At 70.8% G+C, this 24,202-nt stretch carries 16 protein-coding genes and 1 CRISPR repeat array (1 of these 17 cut by a window edge); of the genes, 13 read left to right on the top strand and 3 right to left on the bottom strand.

Annotation, left to right across the window (positions count from 1 at the left end; translation table 11 throughout):
- Positions 1 to 4,215: direct repeats of the CRISPR family, unit length 25 nt; unit sequence GTCGGCCCCGCGCCTGCGGGGATGG; it begins 2,405 nt to the left of the window's first position.
- A 268-nt stretch (positions 4,216 to 4,483) separates the two neighbouring features.
- On the top strand, positions 4,484 to 5,155 hold the full coding sequence (locus tag amrb99_RS08040) for a hypothetical protein (protein ID WP_190854145.1): 672 nt from the start codon (positions 4,484 to 4,486) through the stop codon (positions 5,153 to 5,155).
- 16 nt (positions 5,156 to 5,171) lie between these two features.
- Here the strand turns inward: amrb99_RS08040 and amrb99_RS08045 are convergent, their stop codons facing one another.
- A complete protein-coding gene (locus tag amrb99_RS08045; protein WP_190854147.1) occupies positions 5,172 to 5,876 on the bottom strand; it encodes a hypothetical protein in 705 nt (234 codons plus the stop codon).
- 634 nt (positions 5,877 to 6,510) lie between these two features.
- Here amrb99_RS08045 and amrb99_RS08050 point away from each other — a divergent pair.
- The 3 genes from amrb99_RS08050 (at position 6,511) to amrb99_RS08060 (ending at position 11,135) form a co-directional block, all read left to right on the top strand.
- Positions 6,511 to 6,804 (top strand): tyrosine-type recombinase/integrase, encoded by a 294-nt coding sequence (locus tag amrb99_RS08050; protein WP_206699863.1) that lies wholly within the window; start codon positions 6,511 to 6,513, stop codon positions 6,802 to 6,804.
- On the top strand, positions 6,801 to 7,028 hold the full coding sequence (locus amrb99_RS52265) for an SAM-dependent methyltransferase (RefSeq protein ID WP_194736656.1): 228 nt from the start codon (positions 6,801 to 6,803) through the stop codon (positions 7,026 to 7,028). The genes amrb99_RS08050 and amrb99_RS52265 overlap by 4 nt, the downstream gene beginning before the upstream one ends.
- Before the next feature lie 3,546 nt (positions 7,029 to 10,574).
- Complete coding sequence (locus amrb99_RS08060; RefSeq protein ID WP_190854152.1) at positions 10,575 to 11,135, top strand: hypothetical protein; 561 nt, start codon at positions 10,575 to 10,577, stop codon at positions 11,133 to 11,135.
- Positions 11,136 to 11,276: 141 nt separating this feature from the next.
- Here amrb99_RS08060 and amrb99_RS53005 read toward each other — a convergent pair whose 3' ends face one another.
- Positions 11,277 to 12,275: a pentapeptide repeat-containing protein gene (locus amrb99_RS53005; protein WP_190854154.1), complete on the bottom strand. Its 999-nt coding sequence runs from the start codon at positions 12,273 to 12,275 to the stop codon at positions 11,277 to 11,279.
- A gap of 381 nt (positions 12,276 to 12,656) precedes the next feature.
- On the opposite strand from amrb99_RS53005, the gene amrb99_RS08070 reads away from it, so the two are divergent.
- From amrb99_RS08070 to amrb99_RS52275, 6 genes are all read left to right on the top strand, one after another.
- Positions 12,657 to 13,007 (top strand): hypothetical protein, encoded by a 351-nt coding sequence (locus amrb99_RS08070; protein ID WP_190854156.1) that lies wholly within the window; start codon positions 12,657 to 12,659, stop codon positions 13,005 to 13,007.
- Between the two features lie 373 nt (positions 13,008 to 13,380).
- Positions 13,381 to 14,232 (top strand): SDR family NAD(P)-dependent oxidoreductase, encoded by an 852-nt coding sequence (locus amrb99_RS08075; RefSeq protein WP_190854158.1) that lies wholly within the window; start codon positions 13,381 to 13,383, stop codon positions 14,230 to 14,232.
- 464 nt (positions 14,233 to 14,696) lie between these two features.
- Complete coding sequence (locus amrb99_RS08080) at positions 14,697 to 14,945, top strand: MFS transporter (RefSeq protein ID WP_206699864.1); 249 nt, start codon at positions 14,697 to 14,699, stop codon at positions 14,943 to 14,945.
- Positions 14,942 to 15,493 (top strand): isochorismatase family cysteine hydrolase, encoded by a 552-nt coding sequence (locus amrb99_RS08085; protein WP_190854160.1) that lies wholly within the window; start codon positions 14,942 to 14,944, stop codon positions 15,491 to 15,493. The genes amrb99_RS08080 and amrb99_RS08085 overlap by 4 nt, the downstream gene beginning before the upstream one ends.
- Positions 15,494 to 15,557: 64 nt before the next feature.
- On the top strand, positions 15,558 to 15,734 hold the full coding sequence (locus amrb99_RS53010) for an aminotransferase class I/II-fold pyridoxal phosphate-dependent enzyme (RefSeq protein WP_347256587.1): 177 nt from the start codon (positions 15,558 to 15,560) through the stop codon (positions 15,732 to 15,734).
- Positions 15,735 to 15,901: 167 nt separating this feature from the next.
- Complete coding sequence (locus tag amrb99_RS52275) at positions 15,902 to 16,027, top strand: hypothetical protein (RefSeq protein WP_277819866.1); 126 nt, start codon at positions 15,902 to 15,904, stop codon at positions 16,025 to 16,027.
- Between the two features lie 285 nt (positions 16,028 to 16,312).
- On the opposite strand, the gene amrb99_RS08095 is transcribed toward amrb99_RS52275, so the two are convergent.
- On the bottom strand, positions 16,313 to 17,314 hold the full coding sequence (locus amrb99_RS08095) for a LysR family transcriptional regulator (protein ID WP_206699866.1): 1,002 nt from the start codon (positions 17,312 to 17,314) through the stop codon (positions 16,313 to 16,315).
- 37 nt (positions 17,315 to 17,351) lie between these two features.
- Between amrb99_RS08095 and dnaE the strand changes: the two genes are divergently transcribed.
- The 3 genes from dnaE (at position 17,352) to amrb99_RS08110 (ending at position 24,167) form a co-directional block, all read left to right on the top strand.
- Entirely contained in the window at positions 17,352 to 20,921 is a 3,570-nt protein-coding gene (dnaE, locus tag amrb99_RS08100; RefSeq protein ID WP_190854165.1) for a DNA polymerase III subunit alpha, read from the top strand.
- 973 nt (positions 20,922 to 21,894) lie between these two features.
- Entirely contained in the window at positions 21,895 to 22,749 is an 855-nt protein-coding gene (locus amrb99_RS08105) for an SAM-dependent methyltransferase (RefSeq protein WP_190854168.1), read from the top strand.
- 104 nt (positions 22,750 to 22,853) lie between these two features.
- Positions 22,854 to 24,167, top strand: coding sequence for an acyltransferase (locus tag amrb99_RS08110; RefSeq protein ID WP_190854170.1), 1,314 nt, complete (start codon positions 22,854 to 22,856; stop codon positions 24,165 to 24,167).
- The last annotated feature ends 35 nt before the right edge of the window (positions 24,168 to 24,202 follow it).

Here is a 24,202-nt window from a genome sequence, read left to right on the forward strand (position 1 = left end):
CATCGAGACGGGGCGGCCCCGCGCATGCGGGGATGGTCCCGGGGTCATGCCTGGCGCTCCCCGTCCGCTCGGGTTGGCCCGCACCTGCGGGGATGGTTCGTACCGGTGCCCTCGTGGTGTTCGGGTTCTAGTGTCGGCCCGCGCCTGCAGGGATGGGGCCGCGCGGCCGGACGGCGCGGCCGCGGCCGGCTCGACGGCGCCGCGCCTGCGAGAGTGGTTCGACCTCGTGGCGCGGCACAGCGTGACCTAGCAGGCGCCTGCGGGGATGGTTTCGCGACCAGGACGTACTGGCCGTGCTCGAGGGGTCGGCCCTGCGCCTGCGGGGATGGTTCGTACGGCCTCCCTGCCACAGGAAAGCTGACGCCGTCCGCCCCGCGCCGCGGGGATGGTTCCCGAGTTAGCGCCGAACGATTGCGACGCGTACCGTCGGCCCCGCGCCTGCGGAGATGGTTCCCCGTCCACCAGCCGGTACAGGATGATCAGGCGTCGGCCCCGCGCCCGCGGGGATGGTTCCATGTTCGGGTGGGTGGCGTGCGTCGCCCCACGGTCGGCCCCGCGCCTGCGGGGATGGTTCCCGCTATTTCGGGGCGCCATAGCAAGCCCTGCCGTCGGCCCCGCGCCTGCGGGGATGGTTCCCTCGCGGAGGCGCCACCCCTGGAGCCACCCAGGTCGGCCCCGCGCCTGCGGGGATGGTTCGTCCTGCCACGCCAGCTGTTCGGCCCGCGCCACGTCGGCGCCGCGCCTGCGGGGATGGTTCGGAGTGGGTGCCGTTGCGGTGCCCGCCCGACAGGTCGGCCCCGCGCCTGCCGGGATGGTTCCACCACGAACGTCCCGTCCACGGCGCGCGAGAGCTCGGCCCCGCGCTGCGGGGAGGGTTCTCGTCATCCGCCTCCAAACCGCTCGGAGATCACGTCGGCCCCGCGCCTGCGGGGATGGCCCGCTGACCGCGTCGTTTTCGAGGGTGAGGTCACCGTTGGCCCCGCGCCTGCGGGGATGGCCCCCCAGGTGATCCCGGCCGCGGACACCCCGGCGGGTCGGCCCCGCGCCTGCGGGGATGGCCCCGCATGGTGCCGCTCTCGCCGTATGTCTGGAGCGTCGGCCCCGCGCCTGCGGGGATGGCCCGGAGTAGCGGTGTCTGGGACACATCGCCACGGCGTCGGCCCCGCGCCTGCGGGGATGGCCCGGTAGACAGGGTTGCACTACGGTTCGAGCAGATGTCGGCCCCGCGCCTGCGGGGATGGCCCGTGGGCCTTGCCGTACTCGGTGGTCGCGGTGTCGTCGGCCCCGCGCCTGCGGGATGGCCCCCTGCTGATCGAGATGGACGAGTACGAGTCCGCGTCGGCCCCGCGCCTGCGGTGATGGCCCGCGCGCGGCGCGCATGTACAAGCTCGCGCTCGAGTCGGCCCCGCGCCTGCGGGGATGGCCCGGCGCCCGTCCTCGTCGTTCCGTTCACCCGGGCGTCGGCCCCACGCCTGCGGGGATGGTCCGTCCCTCGACATGGTCACCATCACCCTCACGGGGTCGGCCCCGCTCCTGCGGGGATGGTCCGGACGTCTACAGCGCGATGGCCGGGAACATCACGTCGGCCCGCTCCTGCGGGGATGGTCCGCACAAGGTGATCACGGCCGAGACGATCCCGCTGTCGGCCCCGCTCCTGCGGGGATGGTCCCCCCTCCTCCGGCGCGTACGGCATCCCGCAGGCGTCGGCCCCGCTCCTGCGGGGATGGTCCGGCGCACGCGGACGGCGCCTACCCGGGCATCCTGTCGGCCGAGCTCCTGCGGGGATGGTCCCGTCGTGCTCCTCGGCTCGGCGGTGCGGTTGCGGTCGGCCCCGCGCCCGCGGGGATGGTCCCCAGGTCGCCTCGTGGGGGAACCTGCTGGCGTCGTCGGCCCCGCGCCCGCGGGGATGGTCCCACCATGCCCTTGCCGCCGGTAATCAGCAGCGCGCCGGCCCCGCGCCCGCGGGGATGGTCCCATCTGGCACGGCATGGAGAACGGCCCGTACGCGTCGGCCCCGCGCCTGCGGGGACGGTTCTCTTGGTGGAGTCGGTGAGGGTCTCACTGCAGTCGGCCCCGCGCCTGCGGGGATGGTTCCGCCCAGGCTTTCACCGGGTCGCCGTACCGATCGTCGGCCCTGCGCCCGCGGGGATGGTTCGCAGCAGCATGTGGACGCGTCCGCCTCGCTGATGTCAGCCCCGCGCCTGCGGGGATGGTCCCCTGCACGCGATCTTCTCGTACTCGGCCTCGGTGTCGGCCCCGCGTCTGCGGGGGTGGTTCAGACCACGCCTACGACCTCGACGTCCAGGTCCGGCCAGCCCCGCGCATGCGGGATGGTTCCCCCTCCGACTCCTCCAGCGGGGTCATGTCCACGTCGGCCCCGCGCCTGCGGGGATGGTTCGCAGGCGCTCGCGGAGGCGACTGCGCAGGAGTTGTCGGCCCCGCACACGCGGGGATGGTTCCCGGTTCAAGGCGAAGGACGCGCTGCGGGCTGCGTCGGCCCCGCATGCGCGGGGATAGTTCGCCAACTGTCGTACATGTGCTTCGGGCTGAACGCTCGGCCCCGCACGCGCGGAGATGGTTCAGTGAAGTCATTGACCGCCCGGCTCGGCCCCGCACGCGCGGGGATGGTTCTTCCGCCCACGCCCGCTGGCCGTTCAGGTAGCGGTCGGCCTCGCATGCGCGGGGATGGTTCCTCGACCTGGCACTGGTACCACCCCGGTACCGGGTCGGCCCCGCACACGCGAGGATGGCTCTCGTCGTGATGTCGACGTCCATAGCGACTCAGGGTCGGCCCCGCACTCGCGGGGATAGTTCCGTCCCGCCCGCCATCGTCGTCGTTGGGGGAGGGTTGGCGCCGCACTGGCGGGGATGGTCCCCATGACGGCCCTTCCTGTCGCAGTCGGGTCGCGTCGGCCCCGCGCCCGCGGGGATGGTCCCTTGTTGCCGGTCTCGTTGGCCGGGTAGCGTAGTCGGCCCTGCACCTGCGGGGATGGTTCGTACGGCCGCTACGAGCGCGCCGCCTAACTAGGGTCGGCCCCGCGCCCGCGAGGATGGTTCCGTGCTCGAGACAGCGGGCGCCGCGGCCGCCGTGTCGGCCCCGTGCCCGCGGGGATGGTTCGCCGCTGATCACCGCCATCGGCGCGACGTTCCAGTCGGCCCGCGCCCGCGGGGATGGTTCCCACAGGCCGCGGAGCCAGCCGTTCGGCGTGATGTCGGCCCCGCGCCCGCGGGGATGGTCCCCGTTGCCAGAACGGGCGCGGCCGCCCGCGCCCGTCGGCCCCGCTGCTGCGGGGATGGTCCCTCCAGCGTGAGGTCCCGCTCGTGGTGAACGTGGTCGGCCCCGCGCCTGCGGGGATGGCCCCATGATGGCGTCGAGGAAGTCGTCGCGTAGGGCGTCGGCCCCGCGCCTGCGGGGATGGCCCGCTGGCGGAGGCCCTGAACTGCCCGCGCGTGGTGTCGGCCCCGCGCCTGCGGGGATGGCCCTTCTTCAAGCGCACCCGGCGCCTCACGTTCTCTGTCGGCCCCGCGCCTGCGGGGATGGCCCCGCGACTACGGCCGCAGCGTCGGCGGGATCGAGGTCGGCCCCGCGCCTGCGGGGATGGCCCGGTGATGATCCGGCGGCAGGTGAAGCAGGTCAAGTCGGCCCCGCGCCTGCGGGGATGGCCCCAACATCGACGGCCGCCAGGCGCTGGTGCGGGCGTCGGCCCCGCGCCTGCGGGGATGGCCCCCGCAGTTCCGTGGCAGTGCCCTCGTCGACGGAGTCGGCCCCGCGCCTGCGGGGATGGCCCCACTGACCAGTTCGCCGCGTGGCTGCGCGGGCTGTCGGCCCCGCGCCTGCGGGGATGGCCCGTGGCTCCCGACGGTCCGCCCAGTAGTGCAGGCGTCGGCCCCGCGCCTGCGGGGATGGCCCCAGTTCCGCACGCTCGTCCGGCGTGTAGTCCGCGTCGGCCCCGCGCCTGCGGGGATGGTCCTCGGCTGCCGCGGAGCTTCCGGTGCTCGGGCCCGTCGGCCCAGCGCCTGCGGGGATGGTTCCATGGACGCCGATCAGGCCGCGATCAACCAGCGGTCGGCCCCGCGCCTGCGGGGATGATTCCCCCGAGGACGCCCCGGAGCCGTGGTTCTACCGGTCGGCCCCGCGCCTGCGGGGATGGTCCACCTCTTCCCCGATCCGCTGACCCGGTCGTCAAGTCGGCCCCGCGCCTGCGGGGATGGTTCCCCGATCGGCGTCGCCCCGGCCAGGTACGCCAGGGTCGGCCCCGCGCCTGTAAGCGCGGTCGGCCCAGGCGCAGGCCAGATCGGGGTGGGCCAAGCGGAGCCAGGCTAGAAGGAGTGGGCCTGTTGTGGTCAGGTCAGTCTCGGGCGGGTTGCGGGTGGGTGAAGTGCGGCGTGTCGATCTCAAGGTGTGGGGACTGTTGTCTTAGAACGTGGTTCGAGTTGGGGGTGTGGTCGGATGATGGTTCCGAAGGGTGATCACTCTGAGGTGATGACCGAGATGCTGCGGGACGGCGACTTGGTGGGTGACCGGTTGCTGCTCGGGTTGGCGGCGGTGCAGTTGCATGCGGTGCGGAGTGAGGTGCGGTGGCGGGATGCGGCGCGGGCGGCGGTTGGTGCGGCTCCAGGGATTTTGGGATCGACGACGGTGTTGGACGGGGAACGGTTGAGTCTTCCGGGTGGGCATGTGGGCTGGTTGCGGCGGGTGATCAAGGCGGATTTGCCTCGGTATGAGCGGCCGTGTCACCGGTTGGAGGGGCCGGGGTCGGGGTGTATGGCGCGGACGCCGCGCAAAGAGCGGTGTGGCCGACCGATCGGTACGGGCCCGTCGTTTTGGGAGCCTGATCCGCGGACAGGCGAGCAGTTCCCGCGGCAGTTCTGCTACCGGCATCGGGCTGCGGGAGAGGCGCTGTGGCGGGAGATCCGGGCGCGGCCGCCGGCGCCGGTGCCGGCCGCGAATCGCGGTGGGGTGTTGGCGCGGTACATCGATTCGGATTGGGAGCGGTTGTACCGGTGGGTGGATGAGAACTGGAGGATGCCGCCGTCTGGTCCGCCAAGGCCGCGGCCGCGGCTGAGGGTGCTGGTGACCGACGAGGTTGATTACCTTCCGGAGCCGCATGCCCGGCAGCCGGCGTTGGTACTGGCAGAGCGCTCGGGCCGGTGAATCGCTTCGGGTACGGTCATAGTCCTTCTGGGATGTCGCCCAGGTTCTCGTCTGCGTCCGGTGGGGTCTGTGGATTGAGCCGGAATGTGGAGGGGGGCAGCGGGATGCGTTTGAGCCACCGGTCGATGTAGACGGGAGTGGTGGTGCCGCTGGTTCTTCCGGGCAGGGATAGCTCGCTGTACACCCGGACGGCAGCCTCTAGGTCGGGCGGCTGGAGGTCAATCACCCGGTAGGTCACCAGGAACCAGACCTCCAGTTCGGGGTAGAGGACGTCGTTGACGTCCTGGTCGTCTTGGGCGGGGTCATTGAGCTCGGTGAGCGGGAGCTCGAGTTGCTCATTGCGTGCGGCGACTTCTGCGACCTTGGGGCCCTTGGGGTATCTACTGCGAGGCCCTTGAGCAGAGGCTGGCTCCTGACCAGTCTTTTCATTTCCGAGGAGAACACCGACACCTAGGGTGTTATGAGGGTTGATCGACAACGGGATCTGGTAGTCGTCGACATAGCGCCAGTCTCTGCCGTCGAGGGTCTCCCGAAGGGTCCCGACCCGGGCGATCCAGTCCTTCAATCCACCCGCGGATCTGGGCTGGTACCGGTTGGCGGTCTGACGCTGCTCCTCCCCATCGCGGATCGCCTGCCACAGTTCAGGCCATGCCAGGCCGAGCGCGGCGAGCGCGGCTTTGACTTGGGTGGACTCGTCAGGGCATTCGCCCAGGTAGGCCATGGCACCTCCCAAGTGCGAAGGCTGGAGGCGGAGAAAGGATTTGACCGCATCCCTTGGGAGATCGTCACATTTCGTGTTGAGTAGGTCGAGGCTTCATCGGGTAAGAGAGGGCTGCCCGTTGAGCGAGTTGCGGAGGGCACCCTGCTGGGACATGGCCAGCGATGAGGTGTGGCCAGATGCGGCTACATCGGGTGGCCTGGCTCAGAGTGCGCAGTACTTTCCTATCCCCTGTCAGAGAGGGTTGCTCGAACCGGGACCTGCCCCCTGAACGCCGTTGGCGCTGGCGGCTCGAAGATGACATAGGCCGGCTGCGAACGGCTCGCATTCGGGCCGACTGGGACGTCCGGCCAACCTGCCGGCTTCAGCCTCCTAAGTTTCCAGTGCACCGACACTGGTGTGCCGAACAACGCCCGGACTGGCTGCAGATCGTCTTCGATGCGGTTGATCTTCGGGCTCACGCCAGGGTGGCACTGGAACCCGTCCCGCTCGCCATCGACCCCGGCACTCCCAGCCCGCTCAGCGTGCGATGGGCCGCCGCTGGCATCAACGCCATCGGCCAAGACAGCGGCACCATTGCCCTGACCGTCGTGGCGTCCACCCTGCAGATCAACAGGCCCCAACCGGCCCCGACGACATGTCGGCCGGCCATCTTGACGGGCGGCCGCTGACCGACCGGCACGTGCGGGAGCAGTTCCGGGAGATGACAGGTGCGGCCGGTCTGGACGCCTCGTGGACGCCCCGGGAGCTGCGGCACAGCTTCGTGTCGATCCTCAGCGACCACGGCGTCGCGATCGAGACGATCGCCGACCTGGTCGGTCACGCCTCCACCGACGTCACCGAGAAGGTATACCGGCATCAGCTGCGGCCGGTGGTTCACGGCGGCGCCGAGGCGATGCAGGAAGTGTTCGGTCCCCTGCTAGCGGTCTGAACGGGGCGGTCGCGGACGACTCAGGCGATAACCGGGCCGCGTTCGGGCCGCAGCATCAGCGACCTGCACACCGGCTCCGCAGCCCCGACCAACTCCGCGGCTTCTTCACCGGCCTGGACCTCATCGACCCCGGCGTCGTGCCCGTACCGCACTGGCGCCCCGACCTCTCCCCCATGCCCCCAGACACCGTCGACGCCTACGGCGGCGTCGCCAGAAAACCCTGAGCCACCACCAGCCGCCCCACGACAACGGACGTTCCCCCGCAGAAACGCGGCCCATCTCGGCTAACGCAACCTCCAGGCTCCATCCCGTCTGATCTATGCCGATCGCCCGGGACCACCAAATACAGCGCGGCGACACAACCAGCACCAGCGCCCACTGCCCGCTCCTCCCTGGCACTGATCTCTCAGTCGACCGGGCAGGATGGTTCGTACTTCGCCAGCGGCGCGTCCTGATCGCGGGCGTCGGCCCCGCACTCGCACGCGGGGATCTTCCGGGCTCTCATCTGTATGAGTACCCGGAACCGGGTCAGCCCCGCGCACGCGGGATCTTCCTTCGGGGGAGGCCGGCGCGCAGGCCCTTTGGATGTCAGCGCACGCGGGGATCGTTCCCCTGACGAGCCCAACCCCGAGATTGAGACCAGTCAGCCCCGTGCCCGCGGGGATCGTCCGCGAGGTCCTTCTCCTGGGCCTATACCTGCCCCCTCGGCCCCGCGCCCGCTGGATCGTCCGGTGGCCTTCACCGTCGCCTTGCGGTCGGTGGCCTCGGCCCTGCGTCTGCGGGGATCGTCGCCTCGTTAAGATCGTGTCGAACCTGGCGGCGGCGTCAGCCCCGCGCACGCGGGTATCGTCCCCTGCTGTACGGCATCCGGGAGACCGGGTTCACGTCAGCCCCGCGCACGCGGGGATGGTTCGCAGCCGTCCACGCCCGCGGGGGACGCTGACACGTCGGCCCCGCGCCTGCGGGGATGGTTCGTAGCGGGCGATGTAGATCTCGCCGGCGTCGCTGTCGGCCCCGCGCCTGCGGGGATCGTTCGCGGACCTGCAGCCGGGCGACATCCTGTTCTTCGTCGGCCCCGCGCCTGCGGAGATGGTTCCGCCACCACCGCCGTAGCCGTGGCGATGGCGGAGTCGGCCCCGCGCCTGCGGGGATGGTTCTCCCGGTTGGTCCACGTCAGGGGGATCGCGGAGGTCGGCCCCGCGCCTGCGGGGATGGTTCTGGGCGCGCAGCCTCGCGGGCGCGGTGTCGAAGGTCGGCCCCGCGCCTGCGGGGATGGTTCGCACTGCCCGCCGCCGACCGTGCCACGCACTAGGTCGGCCCTGCGCCTGCGGGGATGGTTCCGCGCACATGACCGACGCCTGACCCGCCGCCCCGTCGGCCCCGCGCCTGCGGGGATGGTTCGATGGTTGGGATCTGCAGGAGGGCTGCCTCTTCGTCGGCCCCGCGCCTGCGGGGATGGTTCCCGTGCTCCACCCGGCCCGGCAACGCCTGGACCGTCGGCCCCGCGCCTGCGGGAATGGTTCCGGCACAATGAAGTTGATGACCGCCATAACGCCGTCGGCCCCGCGCCTGCGGGGATGGTTCGAGGTCGCCGTACAGCAGCGCCAGGTGCCTCATGTCGGCCCCGCGCCTGCGGGGATGGCCCGCTCGTCGGGCCGCCGCCGTACCCGCCGCCCGTGTCGGCCCCGCGCCTGCGGGGATGGCCCCCGCGACAGGGAGCGGATGAGGGTTGCCCAGTCGTCGGCCCCGCGCCTGCGGGGATGGCCCGCTGCTGCTCGCCACCGACACCACGGGCCGGCCGTCGGCCCCGCGCCTGCGGGGATGGCCCCGCGCAGGCGACGGCGAAGCGGGATGCGTCCTGGTCGGCCCCGCGCCTGCGGGGATGGCCCGCCGTATGGCTGGACGCGCTCGTCCGCCTGGCCGTCGGCCCCGCGCCTGCGGGGATGGCCCGCTGGTCGACGGTTCCCGCCAGATGCTTCTGCTGTCGGCCCCCGCCTGCGGGGATGGCCCCTCGCTCACGACCTCGTCCTTGGTCCGGCCCTCGTCGGCCCCGCGCCTGCGGGGATGGTTCGTGGGCTCTGCCGTGGACGCTAGCTCCCGAGCAGTCGGCCCCGCGCCCGCGGGGATGGTCCCCACGTAGCGGTCTTCCTAGGGACTCCGAGAAGGTCGGCCCCACACACTCGGGGATGGTTCCGCCAACGACCGGCTCCACTGGTCGAAGCGGAGGTCGGCCCCGCGCCCGCGGGGATGATTCCATGGCGGCCGCTGAGGACTGCGGTTCGGAAGGGTCCGGCCCCGCGGCCGCGGGGATGGTTCGGGCATTCGCTCCGCGTGGAACACGGTGGCGGTGTCGGCCCCGCATCTGCGGGGATGGCTCCCCCGCCGCGGCGGCGGACCTGCCGGAGGGATGGTCGGCCCCGCGCCCGTGGGAATGGTTCGGCGGAGAAGGGCGAGGACACGCCCGTCAAGGCGTCGGCCCCGCGCCCGCGGGGATGGTTCGCCCTGCTCCGAGTGTCCCCCGTGCTCCCGTAGTCGGCCCCGCCCCGCGGCGATGGTTCTTCCGCCCATATGGCCGCTATGACGCCCCCGCCGCAGGCCCCGCCCCCGCGGGGATGGTTCCTCGTTACGTGACGGGCGCTGTCCAGGCAGCGTGTCGGCCCGGCGCACGCGGGGATGGTTCGGCGATCATCATCCCGACTGGCTTCGCCGGCGCGTCGCCCCGCGCCTACGGGGATGGTTCGCACGAGCAGTACCACGTCCCGCAAGACCGTCAGTCGGCCCCGCGCCTGCGGGGATGGTTCCTTGATCAGGTAGTAGTAGCCAGCGGGGCTGCGGGCGGCCCCGCACCTGCGGGGATGGTCCCGTCGAGGACGCGTATCGCAGCGTCCAAAGAACCCTTGACAAACGAGAAGAGGGAACGTCCCGTACTACGAGAGGTTCGGGTTCCGGGTGACGCGGGAGCTCGCCATGCCGGGCCGGGGCTGCCCGCCGGTGTGGCTGATGTGGCGGGATCCGGACGGCGGCTGACCGAATCCCGAGACTCGGGCGCACCTTCGGTTGAGCCGCTGTCATGGCCGGAAACGGCCAGCTCCGCCGAGGGCGGTCCCGGCGTGCGTGGCGGGCCGGCCATGCGGGTCCCGGCGCGCCCGGCCAGCGCTATGGCGATCGAGGTGAGCACACCGCGCAACGCGCTCGTGCGACAGGCATACCGCTGGACCAGTCCGTCGACCTGCTCGGCGAAGATCTCGCGCTCGCACCTGGTCCTGCCGCACAAGAACCGGCGCACTTCGAGCTCGATCAGCAGCGGCCGTCCGCACGCCTCCAGATCCCGCAGGGTCCGCCGGTAGCGGTCCGTTGCACAACTGCGATCGACGAGGCACGGAGTGTCCGATATATCGCCAGGTCAACACCTTGGAGCAGGAGACGTCGGTGGTTCCCTGTCGCGCTCGGCGATCCAAAGAAGAATGGCGGTATCGGCGCCGCCGATGTCGACCATCCGAGAGCGCAGAATTAACTCAAAGTCACCTGCTCATCGAGAGCGGGCCAGAGCCAGCAAACGTCGGCGGAACCGCGGAGTAATTGTCAGTGCACTGGGCCGTCGGCGACGGTGCCGTCCTGGTTGGTCCCGACGGAGCCGGCCGGTCGGCCGCTGAGCTGGCGAAGCCCAGCACGGCAGCGGGAAGCGAGCGTCCCGATCGCCTCCCGCCCGCATCCCGGCGGTCCGGTGGCCGTCCCTGTTCCGGAGACGATCTTCGGAGCAGAATGGCAGAGTGGTGCCGATCGGCAAGTGGTCGCGGGACAGGCGACGAGCCGTGCAATGGGCGGGGTGCGCGGCGCTGGCGTTGTACTTCCTCGCCGTGGCCGTCGCCGGCGGGTGGGACCTGGCGATCGCCGGAGCCTCGGCCCTGTTCGCGGGCGTGCTGTGCGGCGGGATCGCCTACACCACGGGAGTGACGGCGTGGGAACTGCTGCGGGCCTTCAGCGGAGGGCTTATCAAGGCCGAGTACAGCAAGACCGTCCGGATCTACCGGCCGGTAGGGGGCCGCAACCCCGAAGCCCCCTGGCAGCAGCGCTATATCTATGTCAACGCCGAGGGGCGGACGCTGACGGGCACGCGCGGTTGCTTCTACGAGAACTCCAAGGCACGGCCGCAGCGCCGCTTCTGGGTCGCGAACGGCAGGCATCCCGGCCTACGGCCCTTCTGGCAGACGCTCTTCTCGCCCGCCTTGCTGATCGTCGCTATCCCCGCCGCCCTGGTCGCCGCAGCCCTCGCTCTGGCCGCCGTTCCCGGAGCGCTGATCGCCGCCGTCATCGGCGTTCCGCAGGGCTGACGGGCGGGCGATGAGGCACTGTGGAGCGTCGCTCTCTTGACAGCGCCTCACGTATCAACCCCACCGCACGTCATCGACCGTGGGCAGCCGCGTTGGGCGCGAGTGGTCGAACAGGCCTCCGCAGGGCATGGCGGGTGCCGGTCAATCGAACTTGGCGCCGCTCACGGTCTTGGCCACGCGGCGGATCTGTGTTGGTGACATCCCTTTGGCTCCCCGAAGGTCGGCATTGGCCAAGTCGGCCCCCTGGAGATCGGTAGGAGTTGCCTCGGAGCCGTATTTGCTCTTCCAGATGACCAGGGCGCTCAGGTCCGCCCCGTGGAGGTCGGATCCGTCGAGGTTGGCGTTCCGGAGAACGGCCGCGCTCAGCACGGCCCCCGACAGGTCGGCTTCATAAAGGTCAGCTCCCTCCAGTTCGGCCGTTGTGAGGTCCGCGCCGGAGAGGTTGGCCTTGGACAGATGTTCCCCTTTGAGGTCGACTCCGCGCAGTCCCGCTTCAGAGAGGTTCGCGCCGTCGAGAAACGCGCGCGCTTTCAGTAGCAGAGGGATCGTCTCGCCCAACTCCATCCCGTGCAGATCCAGTGGCTCCTCCACTCCCCACCATTCTTGGAGATCGTCCAAGACGTGCAACGCGGCGCGTACGTCCACCGACGGGACTGGCCGCCCCCCGCCGGCCGGCCGCCGTGCGTCTGTGCGAATGTGCTCGTGCACGTAGGTGGCCAGCACGTTGGCGATGGCCGTCCGGTCGCGGTTGGAGTCGTGGGCCAACCGGCCGAGTGCGTAGATCGCACCGATCCGTGCGTCGCGGGACTCGCGATTGCCGAGTTGTTCCACCGTCCGCGAGTAGCGGTCGGTGATCTGCGCCTCCTGCGTGGCTCGCAATGTCTGCGCGGTGTAGACCAGGCTCAACGCAGTGAACGCCACGCCGACCAGCACCCCGAGGCTGCTCAGCATCTGAGCCAGCGACTGAGTGCGCTGCACCCGGAGATCTTCGCGCTCCTTCAGCGGCAGTGTGGCGAGTTCGGCCGCCCGTGCTCGGCGCATCTCCCGCATCGCGGGACTGAGCCACGTGACCAACGCCCAGACGGCGATACCGAGGCCCAGTCCGATGGGAATCGCGTACCACCAGTACCCCTGGCTCACCCACGGCCATGCCACCACAGATCCGGCGCTAAGGCCCATGACGAAGCCAAGACGCCGACGCAACGGGTACCGCACCCGCCGCCAAAGCCGGTACAGAGGGTCCTCAAACGACTCGTTCCTCTGCTCGGAACCATCGCCGCCGTCGGCCGACTCGTTGCCCGAAGCGTTCCCCACTCAACCTATTAAGGTCGGACAACGAGACTGTGTCCTCCCATTCCGCGGACCTGAAGTGGTCAGCCACCGTGGATCGACCGGAGCACCACCGTTAAGGCCGCCCCTTCAGGGGTCCCGGCAGTACGTGCCGTTACCGGACGTGAACCAAACGAGACCAACCGACCTGCGACGATCGACACGAGGTGGGGGCGGCTGCCGTCGATAGGTTTGCTGGCCAGGCCCGTCGACATCGTGCTGGTCGCGGCGGTGCGGCAGCAACGCCTCCAGCACCCCGCGGGCGTGACCGCCCGGGCCGACCTCTACCGGATAGCGCAGAGCGATACGGTCGGCGTTCAGATCGATCTGCACCCCACGCGCCTGCCCCGGCTTGGGCCAGAACTCGTAGGTACTGACGGTGGAGCGCCGCTGATGTGGGCGCTGCCGCCGGAGGGCTCGAAGGTGATGCCGCCCGTTGGGGCGTCGAAATCGATGTCGACCTCGTTGTCCCACTCGCTGGTGTCGGCCGGTGGCTCACCGGTCCAGATCTCCACCCTTATCGGGGTCTTCCAGTTGTACTGACCGGGTGTGATCAGGTCAATCAGCCCCCGGCAGGACCTGACCGTGGTCGGCAGCGACTGCCCGGTCCTGCGATCAGCGAGCGCGTGCGGGCCTGCGGGGAACGCGCCGGCGTCGAGGGCCTGTCCGGGCACACGCTGCGGGTCAGCCTGGCCACCCTCGCCCGGCAGGCCGGCACGCGGACCGAGGCATCTGTGGGGCTGGTCACATGGCCCGGCCTGTTACGGGGATCGAGGCGTCGGTGTCTGGTGTTCAAACGGCCACGCCGAAGAACGGAAGGTCATCGCCCACCTCTCAGCGGATGAGAAGAGCTCGGCCCCGACCTCGGTGCTGATCACCGGCGGCAACATCACTGGATAGAAGGAAGAAGGCCCTCATGAGCAAGGTCTGGTTCGTCACTGGTTCGTCCCGCGGCCTCGGCCGCAATTTCGTCGAGGCCGCCCTGTCCCGCGGCGACAAGGTCGCGGCGACCGCCCGGAACACCGGCGGCCTTGCCGATCTGGTCGCCGCCCATGGCGAGGCGGTGCTTCCGCTCCAGATGGACGTGACCGACAAGGCGGCCGTCTTCGAGGGCGTGAGGCGGGCCAAGGAGCACTTCGGCCGTCTCGACGTCATCGTGAACAACGCCGGTTACGCCCAGATCGGCGCGGTCGAAGAGCTGACCGAGCGGGAACTGCGCGACCAACTGGAGACCAACCTGTTCGGCGCGGTATGGGTGGTCCAGGCCGCGCTGCCGTATCTGCGCGAGCAACGCGCGGGGCACATCATCCAGTTGTCCTCGGCCGCCGGGGTCATCGCCATGCCGCTCGGCGGCGCCTACCACGCCTCCAAGTGGGCTCTGGAGGGACTGAACGAGGCACTCGCCAGCGAGGTCGCCGAGTTCGGGGTCAAGGTGACCATCGTCGAGCCCGGCGGCTTCGCCACCAGGGACGGCAAGAACCCCGACCCGCTCGCCAACGGCCACATGTCTCGGACCGACCCGGCCTACGACGGTCTCCGCCGACGCCTCGGCGCGGTCGCCGGGAAGCAGCCCGCCGGCGACCCCGCCGCCGCGGCCCAGGCACTCGTCAAGCTCGTCGACTCCGACGACCCGCCGCTGCGAGTGCTCTTCGGTCTGGGCTTCTACCCGATGCTCCAGCAGGCCTACGCCGACCGGCTCAAGACATGGGCCGACTGGCTGGACCTGTCGGCAGAGGCCCAAGGCGAAGTCGCTCAAGCAACTCGCTGACCCTCCGGCCGGAGCCTTCCGAGCCCTGAGCCCGAGTGACCTGCCGTCTCGTGTCGACCGGACCGTGGCGGACGACGGCGGACCCATTGGGCGAAAACGCACGGGCCCCGGCTCGGCCGGGGCCCGTGGCGGTCAGCTGCGCCAGACGCGCCGGCGGCGGCCGGTGGGGGGGCTCGGTCGAGGCCCCGTGTTCGGCCCTCGGGGCGGATGAGGCCCGGTGCCGACCTTGCACGCGCGGGAGCGGACCGCCACCGAGCGCGCCGGTGTCGCCGAGGAACGCGCGCAGGCCCTCGAACGCGCGGCCCGAGCCGAGTAACCCCGCACGCGCGCCGCGCGCGATGACGATGACGGGACCCGCCATGTCGCCCCCGGAACCGACCACCGCACACGCTGGCGCGCCGGCCGACGCGCGCACTGCGCCGCGATGAGGTGGCGCGAGGGTCCAGGCCCGCAGGACGTCCGCGATGCCCCAGTTCTGGTGGATACCGGCCATCGGCCTGACCGGTGCCGCCGCGGCGTCCGGGATCGCGCTCATCAACTCCGTCAGCAACCTCAGCGGATTCATCGGACCCTACATCACCGGGAGCATCGAGGACGCGACCGGCAGCCTCACCTACGCGCTGCCGGCCATTGCGATCATCATGGTGGCCGGGATGACCGTCCTGCTGAGCACGGGACGGCGGATGGAACGACTCGACGGGAGCCTGTCATGACCACAGCACTGATCATCGGAGACGTCCAACGGGGCATCACGAGCGGCTACCCGTTCGCCCGGCGGGTCGTGCCGCCGCTCACGGAGCTGCTCCCGCGCGCCCGCGCGGCCGGTGCGCTCGTCGCGTTCGTGCACTTCGCCTTCCGGCCCAATGGGGCCGACCTTCCCCCGGGCAATGCCATGTTCAGGTCGTTCTACGAAGCCGGGGACGCCTTCCTTGAGGGATCGGCCGGAGCGGAGATCGATCTGCCGGTCGCCGAAGAGGACGTCGTCGTGCTCAAGCGCCGCGCCAGCGCGTTCGCCGGCACGGACCTCGACCTCGTGCTCCGCGCCGGCGGCGTCGACACGGTCGCGGTCGCGGGAGTCGCGACCAGCGCGATGGTCGCCGCGACGTGCTACGACGCGGCGGACCGCGGCTACCGGGTGACCGTCCTGCGCGACGGCTGCGCCGATGGCGACGCGGCGATGCACGACTTCTTCATGGACGCCGTGTTCCCCAGCCGGGGGTTCGAGGTCGTCACCTGCGCCGGCTGGCCAGAGGGACGGTAAGAGTGAGCGGCACGTTCCCGGAGCGGCTGCGCAGGGAGCGGAGCCGGCGGGAGCCGAGGACGCCGTGCTCTCCTCCTGGTGCTTCGATGCCAACCTCGGCGTCTTCGCCGCACTGCTCGGCCCGGACGATGCGGTCTTCAGCGACGCCCTCAACCACGCGAGCCTCATCGACGGCATCCGCCTGGCGCCCGCCCGGAGGTTCGTCTTCGCGCACGCGGACCACGAGATCTCAGAAGAGTGAGGCGCGCCCTGAGCTGGCTGTGGAGCCGCCGCCGGTGGGCCGCCGAAGCGGCCCACCGGATCTTTATCTGCCCTTGACCAGCGATAACGCGAGAGGAAGGAGGTCATCCCTACCCCTTGGTCGTACGTCCGCTCTCTCCGAAGGAGCCGTCGATGAGTGGCCCAAAGATGACCGTCCAGTTGGTCGAGACCGTGATCGAGGTGGCGCACCGCAGCGCAAGCGAGATTGCCACGGCCCGCAAACGCGTGGAGATGCACCTGCCCCAACTGCGCCTCGCGGCCCAACTCGGCTAGCGCAACCTCCAGGCTCCATCCATCCACGACGTCTGATCTATGCCGATCGCCCGGGACCACCAACTACAGCGCGGCGACACAACCGGCGCCAGCGCCCACTGCCCGCTCCTCCCTCGCTCTCTGATCTCTCGGTCGACCCCCGCACGCGCGGGGCCGGGTCCTCGGGCTGCAGGCGGTCGCGGTCCCCTCCGGACGATCCCCGCGAGCGCGGGGCCGAGCGTTCCGCGCGGCGGGCGTTCAGAGGCTGTCTTCAATCCCTGCACGGTCACTTGAGGAGTTGGAGCCTCAGGCGTTCTTTGGTGTGGTGAAGAGGTACTGGTCGGGGGCGGGGAGCCATTGGTTGTCCGGGTCGAAGGGCTGATAGTCGGCCTGTACGTGGCGGATGAGCAGGTCCAAGGCCGGGTGCTGGTTGGCGCGAGGGTAGAGCAGGGACCATGGGTAGACCGGGGTGGGGTCGACCAGTGGGATCCGGACGGTGTCCGGGTGCCAGGGCATCCGTGACCTCTCGCCGATGATGCTTGCGAGCGTGCTGGAGCCTACCTCCTGCACGAAATGTTCGTAGCCGAAGTCGGGTCCGGTGGTGTCGATCCGTATGCCGAAGACGCTGCCGAGGAAGCGGTGGTATTCGGCCCATTCGCTTCCTTCGGCGTTGCCGGGCATCCACACAGTGGCTCCGGAGAGCTGAGCCATTTCCACTTGCCGCAGGCCGGCCAGGGGGTGGTCGCGGCCGACCAGAAGATGCGCCGGTTCCAAGTAGGCCGGTAGGCGCATCAGTTGGTCTTCCAGGGCTTGGGTGACCCTGCAGAAGGCCACGTCCACGACTCCGCGGGTGAGGGCGTCGCGCGCGGACCGGAGTCCGTTGGAGGTGATGATCTCGATGTCCACGTCCGTGCAGGTGTCGTGGAATGCGCGGACCAGGTCGATGGCGGCCGTTCGGGTGTCCAGCACATCGATCCGGAGCGCGCGGCGCCGGCCGCTCAGCGTCGCCAGTGCCTGGTCGGCGGTGCCGACCAGGGCGCGCGCATGGGGAAGGAATGCCTTGCCGGCCTCGGTCAACTCGGCGCCGGTGCGCGAGCGGGCGAACAATTTCACTCCGGCGGCGGCTTCGAGGTTGGCGATGCGTTTGGAGATGGCCTGCTGGCTGATGCCCAGCCTGATCGCGGCCTCGCTGAAGTAGCGGTCCTCGGTGATGGCGACGAAAGCCCGCACCGCGCCCAGGTCCAGATCCGCCGCAGCTGCATGCACAACTGACGATTGTGATGATGCGGCGTGTTGGTTGTTGGACACCGCTGCTCGCCCTCCAGTCGAATGCTCGGGTTCGCGGATGAACCTACAACCGGAGGGCGTGGTCGTTGTGCGGTCGTTCGTGCATCTCCATGTGCACACCGAGTACAGCATGCTGGACGGCGCGGCCAAGATCGCGCCGTTGCTGGACGAGGTCGCCCGGCAGCGGATGCCCGCGGTGGCGATGAGCGACCACGGCAATGTGCACGGGGCCTACGAGTTCTTCCACGCGGCGGCCAAAGCCGGTGTCAAGCCGATCATCGGCACCGAGGCCTACGTCGCGCCGGCATCGCGGTTCCACAAGCAGGCGGTGTACTGGAGCGAGGACCTCGCGCTGCGCCGGTCCGATGATGAGACCGGGGAGGGCGGTGACGTGTCGGGCCGCGGCCTGTACACGCACATGACGATGTGGGCGGCGGACGCCGCCGGGTTGCGGAACCTGTTCCGCCTCCAGTCGCGCGCGTGGCTGGAAGGCCACGTCCAAAAATACCCGCGGATGGACGACGAGCTGCTCGCCGAGCACGGTGCGGGCATCATCGCCACGACCGGCTGCCCGTCCGGCGCGGTGCAGACCCGGCTCCGCCTGGGCCAGTACGAGGAGGCCGTCGAGACCGCCGCGCGCTACCAGGACATCTTCGGCAAGGACGACTACTTCCTGGAGCTGATGGACCACGGCTTGGCCATCGAGCGGCGCGTCCGCGACGACCCGCTGCGACTCGGCAAGCAATTGGACCTCCCGCCCCTGGCGACCAACGACTCGCACTATGTGACCGAGGACCAGGCCGCGGCGCACGACGCGCTGCTGTGCATCGGCACCGGCAAGCGGCTCGCCGACCAGAACCGGTTCCGGTTCTCAGGGTCGGGCTACTTCGTCAAGAGCGCCCCCGACATGCGGGCGTTGTGGGACGGCGAGGTGCCCGGGGCGTGCGACAACACGCTGCTGATCGCCGAACGCGTCGGCGACTACGCGGAGGTCTTCGCCCACCGCGACCTGATGCCCGAGTTCCCCGTCCCCGAGGGGGAGAGTGAATCGTCGTGGCTGCGCAAGGAGACCCTGGCGGGGGCCAGGCGCCGCTACGGCGGTGACCTGCCGCAGGACGTTCTGGACCGCGTCGACTACGAGCTGTCGGTGATCGACGGGATGGGGTTCCCGGGCTACTTCCTGGTGGTCGCCGACATCTGCCGGCACGCCCGCGCCAGCGGGATCGGTCTCGGCCCGGGGCGCGGGTCGGCGACCGGGTCGATGGTGGCGTACTGCACGGGGATCACCGAACTGGACCCGATCGAGCACGGGCTGATCTTCGAGCGGTTCCTCAACCCCGAGCGCATCACGATGCCCGATGTCGACCTCGACCTCGACGACCGCCGCCGCGACGAGATGATCGACTACGTCACCGCGAAATACGGCGGCGACCGGGTGTGCCAGATCGTCACCTTCGGCACGATCAAGGCCAAGGCCGCGGTGAAGGACGCCTGCCGGGTACTGGGCTATCCCTACGCTCTCGGCGACCGGATCACCAAGGCGTTCCCGGCCGCCGCCGGCGGCAAGGAGATCCCCCTGGCCGCCGTCCACGACCCCGGCCATCCCCGCCACGGTGAGGCCACCGAACTGCGGAAGATGTACACCGAGGAACCCGATGTGAAGCGGGTCATCGACACCGCCATGGGCGTCGAGGGCCTGACCCGCGGCACCGGCGTCCACGCCGCCGGGGTGATCTTGTCGTCCGACCCGCTGATCGACGTGCTGCCCCTGGTCAAACCCAAGCAGGACGGTCCGGTCATCACCGGGTTCCCCTTCACCCAGGCCGAGGAGATGGGCCTGCTGAAGATGGACTTCCTCGGGCTGCGCAACCTCACCGTCATCAACGACGCGATCGCCGGCGTCAAGGCCAACAAGGGCATCGACATCGACATCCTCAAGGTCCCGCTCGACGACACCCGAACCTACGAACTGCTCGCCCGCGGCGACACCCTCGGGGTCTTCCAGCTCGACGGTGGCGGAATGCGGACCCTGCTGCGGCTGATGCGCCCCACCGAGTTCACCGACATCGCAGCGGTCTCCGCCCTGTACCGGCCGGGACCGATGGAGATGAACGCCCACACGAACTACGCGCTGCGCAAGACCGGCCGGCAGAAGGTCGAACCGATCCACCCCGAACTCAAAGACGCGCTGGAACCCATCCTGGGCGACACCTACCACCTGGTGGTCTTCCAGGAACAGGTCATGGCGATCGCCCAGCAACTCGCCGGATACTCCCTCGGCGGCGCCGACATGCTGCGCCGCGCGATGGGCAAGAAGAAGAAAGAGGTCCTGGACGCCGAATGGGGCAGGTTCTCCACCGGCATGCGGGACCGCGGCTTCTCCGACGAGGCGATCAAAGCCGTCTGGGACGTGCTGGTCCCCTTCTCCGGATACGGCTTCAACAAATCCCATACCGCCGGCTACGGCGTCGTCTCGTACTGGACGGCCTACCTCAAGGCCAACCACCCCGCCGAGTACCTCGCCGCCCTGCTCACCTCGGTCGGCGATGACAAGGACAAGATGGCGGTGTACCTGGCAGACTGCCGCCGCCTGGGCATCAAGGTACTGCCACCCGACGTCAACCAGAGCGATCTGAACTTCACCGCCGTCGGGCACGACATCCGCTTCGGCCTGGGCGCGATCCGCAACGTCGGCGCAGGCGTCGTCGAGGCCATCGTCGGCGCCCGGCGGAAAGACGGCGACTACACCGGCTTCAACGACTTCCTGGCCAAGGTCCCGCAGAGCGTCTGCAACAAGCGCGTCATCGAATCGCTCGCCAAGGCCGGCGCCTTCGACGGCCTCGGCCACCGCCGCAAGGGCCTGGTCATGGTCCACGAACAGGCCGTCGACGCGGTCATCGACCTCAAACGCAACGCCGCCCGCGGTCAGGACCCCCTCTTCGGCACCTCCACCGAAGCCACCGAGACCCTCACGGTCGAGGTCCCCGAGCAGGAATGGGACACCGGCACCCTGCTGACCTTCGAACGCGAAATGCTCGGCCTGTACGTCTCGTCCCACCCCCTGGACGGCGCCGAACCAGTCCTCGAGGCCAACCGCGACACCACGATCGCCGACCTGCTGGCCTCCCCTCGCGCCGACGCGAAGGTCCAGGTCGCCGGAATCGTCTCCGGCCTGCAACGCAAGGTCACCAAGCAAGGCAACCCGTGGGCGATCGTCACCCTCGAAGACCATGACGCCGCCGTGGAATGCCTCATCTTCCCCAAGACCTACACCCTCTACGGGCAGACCCTGGCCGAAGACCGCGTCATCTCCGTACGCGGCCGGACCAATGTCCGGGACGAGACGCTCAGCGTCTACGGCGAGGACATCACCACCCTCGACCTCTCCCAGGCGGCCACCGAGCCGCCCGTCGTCATCCACGTCCACGAAGACCGGCTGAACCCCCGACTCGTCCAAGAACTCAAACAGACCCTCGCCACCCACCCCGGGCGCACACCCGTTCACCTGCTCCTGCACCGCCATGGCCCCAAGAGCGTCCTCTTCGATCTGCGTCCCTTCCAGGTCACCCCGGGCCCGGCCTTCTTCGGTGAGATCAAAGCCCTGCTCGGCCCTGCCTCTCACTCGTAGAGCGATCTCGAACCGCGGGCCAAGCGGCGGGGCATCAACGTGATCGCAGCCCAGGTGATGTGAGCTTCAGAATGCTGCGGAAGTCGTTCGTAGTCGCGGACATCGCGGCGCGCTCACACGATCCACGAGAACGTACGCTCGACGACCCAGCGACGGGGCACGACGACGAATCCACTTGCTCCGGCTGGACGGGACACGATCATCAAGGTCAGGTTGAGGAAGGAGCCGGCCCAGGCGACAAAGGTTCCGGCGTAGGCCCGGTCGGCCCAGGCGCAGGCCAGTTCCGGCTGGCCAGGCGGAGCCGGGCCAGGAGTTCGCGTGCCGCGTCGCGGTCGGTGCGCTCGGCGGAGGTGACCATCACCATCACCCGCGGGACCGCCTGCCGCATACGGATCACCCAGCGTGAATGCCGCGACCAGCACGCCGAACTGCAGAACACCGCATCCTTACGGGCGCGCGTCGGCAATGGCTCCCCGCACCCTGGGCACAACCTCTGCAGCGCGCGCAGGCGGTAGGTGCCCATCGCCGGACGATCCCCGCGTATGCGGCAATGATTCGCTACAGGACCGGGCCGGGGACCGAATCCCGACACTCGGGCGCACCTTCGGTTAAGCCGCTGTCATGGCCGGAAACGGCCAGCTCCGCGAGGGCGGCCGCGGCGTGCGTGGCGGGCCGGTGACGGTCCGCCGTTTCGCCGCGCTCCTGATGCCCGTCGCCCCCGCGCCCGTGAGACGGAGATCACCGCCAAACGCGCTTGACCCCATGCGGCCACGCCGGGGGCGTTTTCCGGCCGGACCGGCGGGCACGGCCGCGCCGGCCCGGCCCGCGCGGCCTACCGTCGAAGGGTACGCCGCCCCACGATTGGTGAAGCGCCCATGACGCCGTCCCGCCCGCCGTCCCGCACGCGCCGCCGCACCGCTCCCGTCCGGTCCGGGTTCCAGGCCGGGACGGCGCGGCCATGACCCTGCGCGCCGTGAGCACCGAGGCCCCGGCGGCCGGGCCGTCACCCGCCCGGTCGTCCGGGCCCGCCGGGACGACCGCCGTCCCGGCGTCCGGCGGTACCGCGCTCGCCCTGCACCGGCCCGCCTCGTCCCGCGTGCACGACCACCTCCTCGGCGGCAAGGACAACTACGCCGCCGACCGCGACCTCGCCCGCCAGGTCCTGGACGTCCTGCCGCAGGCGGCGGACGCCGCCCGCGACGGCCGGGCGTTCCTCGCCCGCGCGGTCCGCGCCTGCGCCGAGCGCGGCATCCGGCAGTTCCTCGACCTCGGCTGCGGCCTGCCCGCCGGCGACAACCTGCACCAGATGGCCGCGCGGCACGCGGCCGGCCCCCGCGTCGTCTACGTCGACGCCGACCCGCTGGTGATCGCGCACGCCCGCGCGCTGCTGGTCGAGGGCGGCAACATCGCCGCGCTCCACGCCGACCTGCGCGACCCGGCCGCGATCCTGGCCGCCCCGCAGGTGCGGCGGCTGATCGACCCGGCCGAGCCGGTGGCGCTGGTGTTCTCCTCCGTCCTGCACCTCCTCCCGGACCCGCTCGTCCCGCTCGCCGCGCTCGGCGCCGCGGCGCCGCCGGGCAGCGCGCTCGTCGTCTCGCACGCCACCGCCGACCACGCGCCGGCGGCGGTCGCCGAGGCGGCCCGGCGGTACGCGGCGGCGGGCGCCGGCCCGCTGCTGCCCCGCGGCGTCCGCGAGATCGAGCGGCTGTTCGGGCCGTTCACGCCGCTTCCCCCCGGCCTCGTGCCCGCCGGGCGGTGGCGCGCCGGGACCCCGCCCTCGGCGGACGGAGCGGCGATCCTGTACGCGGGCGTCGGTGTCCGCTCCTAGCCCCGGACGGCGGGTTCCGGGGCCGGTTCCCCGACACGCGGCGTTCAGGTGATGTTCAGGGGGTCTGCGGAGAACGCGGAGGCGCGGCCCCTAGGGTGGCCCGGATGCCGACGAACACTCTCACCACGGAAACGAAGGCGAACGGCGCGCCGGCGGCCACGGCGTCCCGGATGGGCTGGCTGGACGCCCTGCGGGGCCTGGCCGCGTTAGTGGTGGTGTTCGAGCACTCCCTGGACGTGCTGCTCCCCGAGGTCCGCCGGAACGTGAGCCCGTGGTTCGACTTCGGGCGGTACGGGGTCTTCCTGTTCTTCCTGATCAGCGGTTACGTCGTGCCGTTCTCGCTGGTCCGGCGGGGCAGCGTCCGCGCGTTCTGGGTCGGCCGGCTGTTCCGGCTCTACCCGGCCTGGTTCGTGTCCGTCGGGCTCATGCTCGCGCTCGGCGTGACCGGCGTGTCCTGGGGGTTGCCGAACGGGCTCGGCGACCGCCCGTGGATCTCCGCGATCGCGCACCTGACGATGCTGCAGGACCTGCTCGGCGTGCCGAACGTCGTCAACGTCTTCTGGACGCTGTCCTACGAGATGGTGTTCTACCTGCTCATCACGGCGATGTTCATCGCGGGTGTGAAGGGCGCGAGCGCCCGCGTCTCGCTCGGCTTCGGCGTGGCCGCCGCGATGCTCGGCGTCTCGCTGCCGTCCGGGCTGCTGGCCACCCACTGGCCGGGCGCGACCCCGATGGTCGCGGCGTTCGCCCTCGCGGCCGGCATCGCGGCCATGGTCAGCGGCCGTCCGGCGGTGCGCCGCGCGGGCGTCGCGATCGTCGCGGCGCTCGCGCTGACGCTGCTCGTCCTGGACAGCCGGATCGGCGGCGTCGAGAGCCTGTGCATCATCGCCACGATGTTCGCCGGGACGGCGGTGCGGGGCATCCAGGACGGCCGGATGCCGGCGAGGCCCGCCGCCGCGATGGTCGCCCTCGTCCCGGTCCTGACCCTGCTGGCGGGCCTGCGCCCGCCCACGACCTGGGCCGCGGACGGCTACTCCCAGTCGCTCGGCGTCGACTGGTCGATCGGCGTGGCCGCCGCCTGGCTGACCTTCCTCGGCGGCCTGGCCCTGCGGCACCGCCGGATGCCCCGGGCGCTGATGTGGCTCGGGCTCGTCAGCTACTCGGTCTACCTGCTGCACCCGGTGATCGTCCAGACGGTCTGGCGGGTCGCCGGGGAGCGCGACGCCATGCCGCTGGGGGTGCGGCTGGCCTGGGAGGGGGTGCTGCTGGCCGCCGTCCTCGTCGCCGCCGGCCTGGCGCACCGCTACGTCGAGCGCCCGGCGCAGCATCTCGGCCGCCGGCTGACCCGCCGCAGGCCCCGCGCGCCCGAGCCTCCCGCGGAGCCGCCTGCGCCGCTGCCCGAACCCGCCGTGTCCTAGCCGCCGGGGGGAGGGCCGGGACCGCCGGGGCACGT

The sequence above is a fragment of the Actinomadura sp. RB99 genome (assembly GCF_014706005.1).
GTDB lineage: Bacteria > Actinomycetota > Actinomycetes > Streptosporangiales > Streptosporangiaceae > Spirillospora.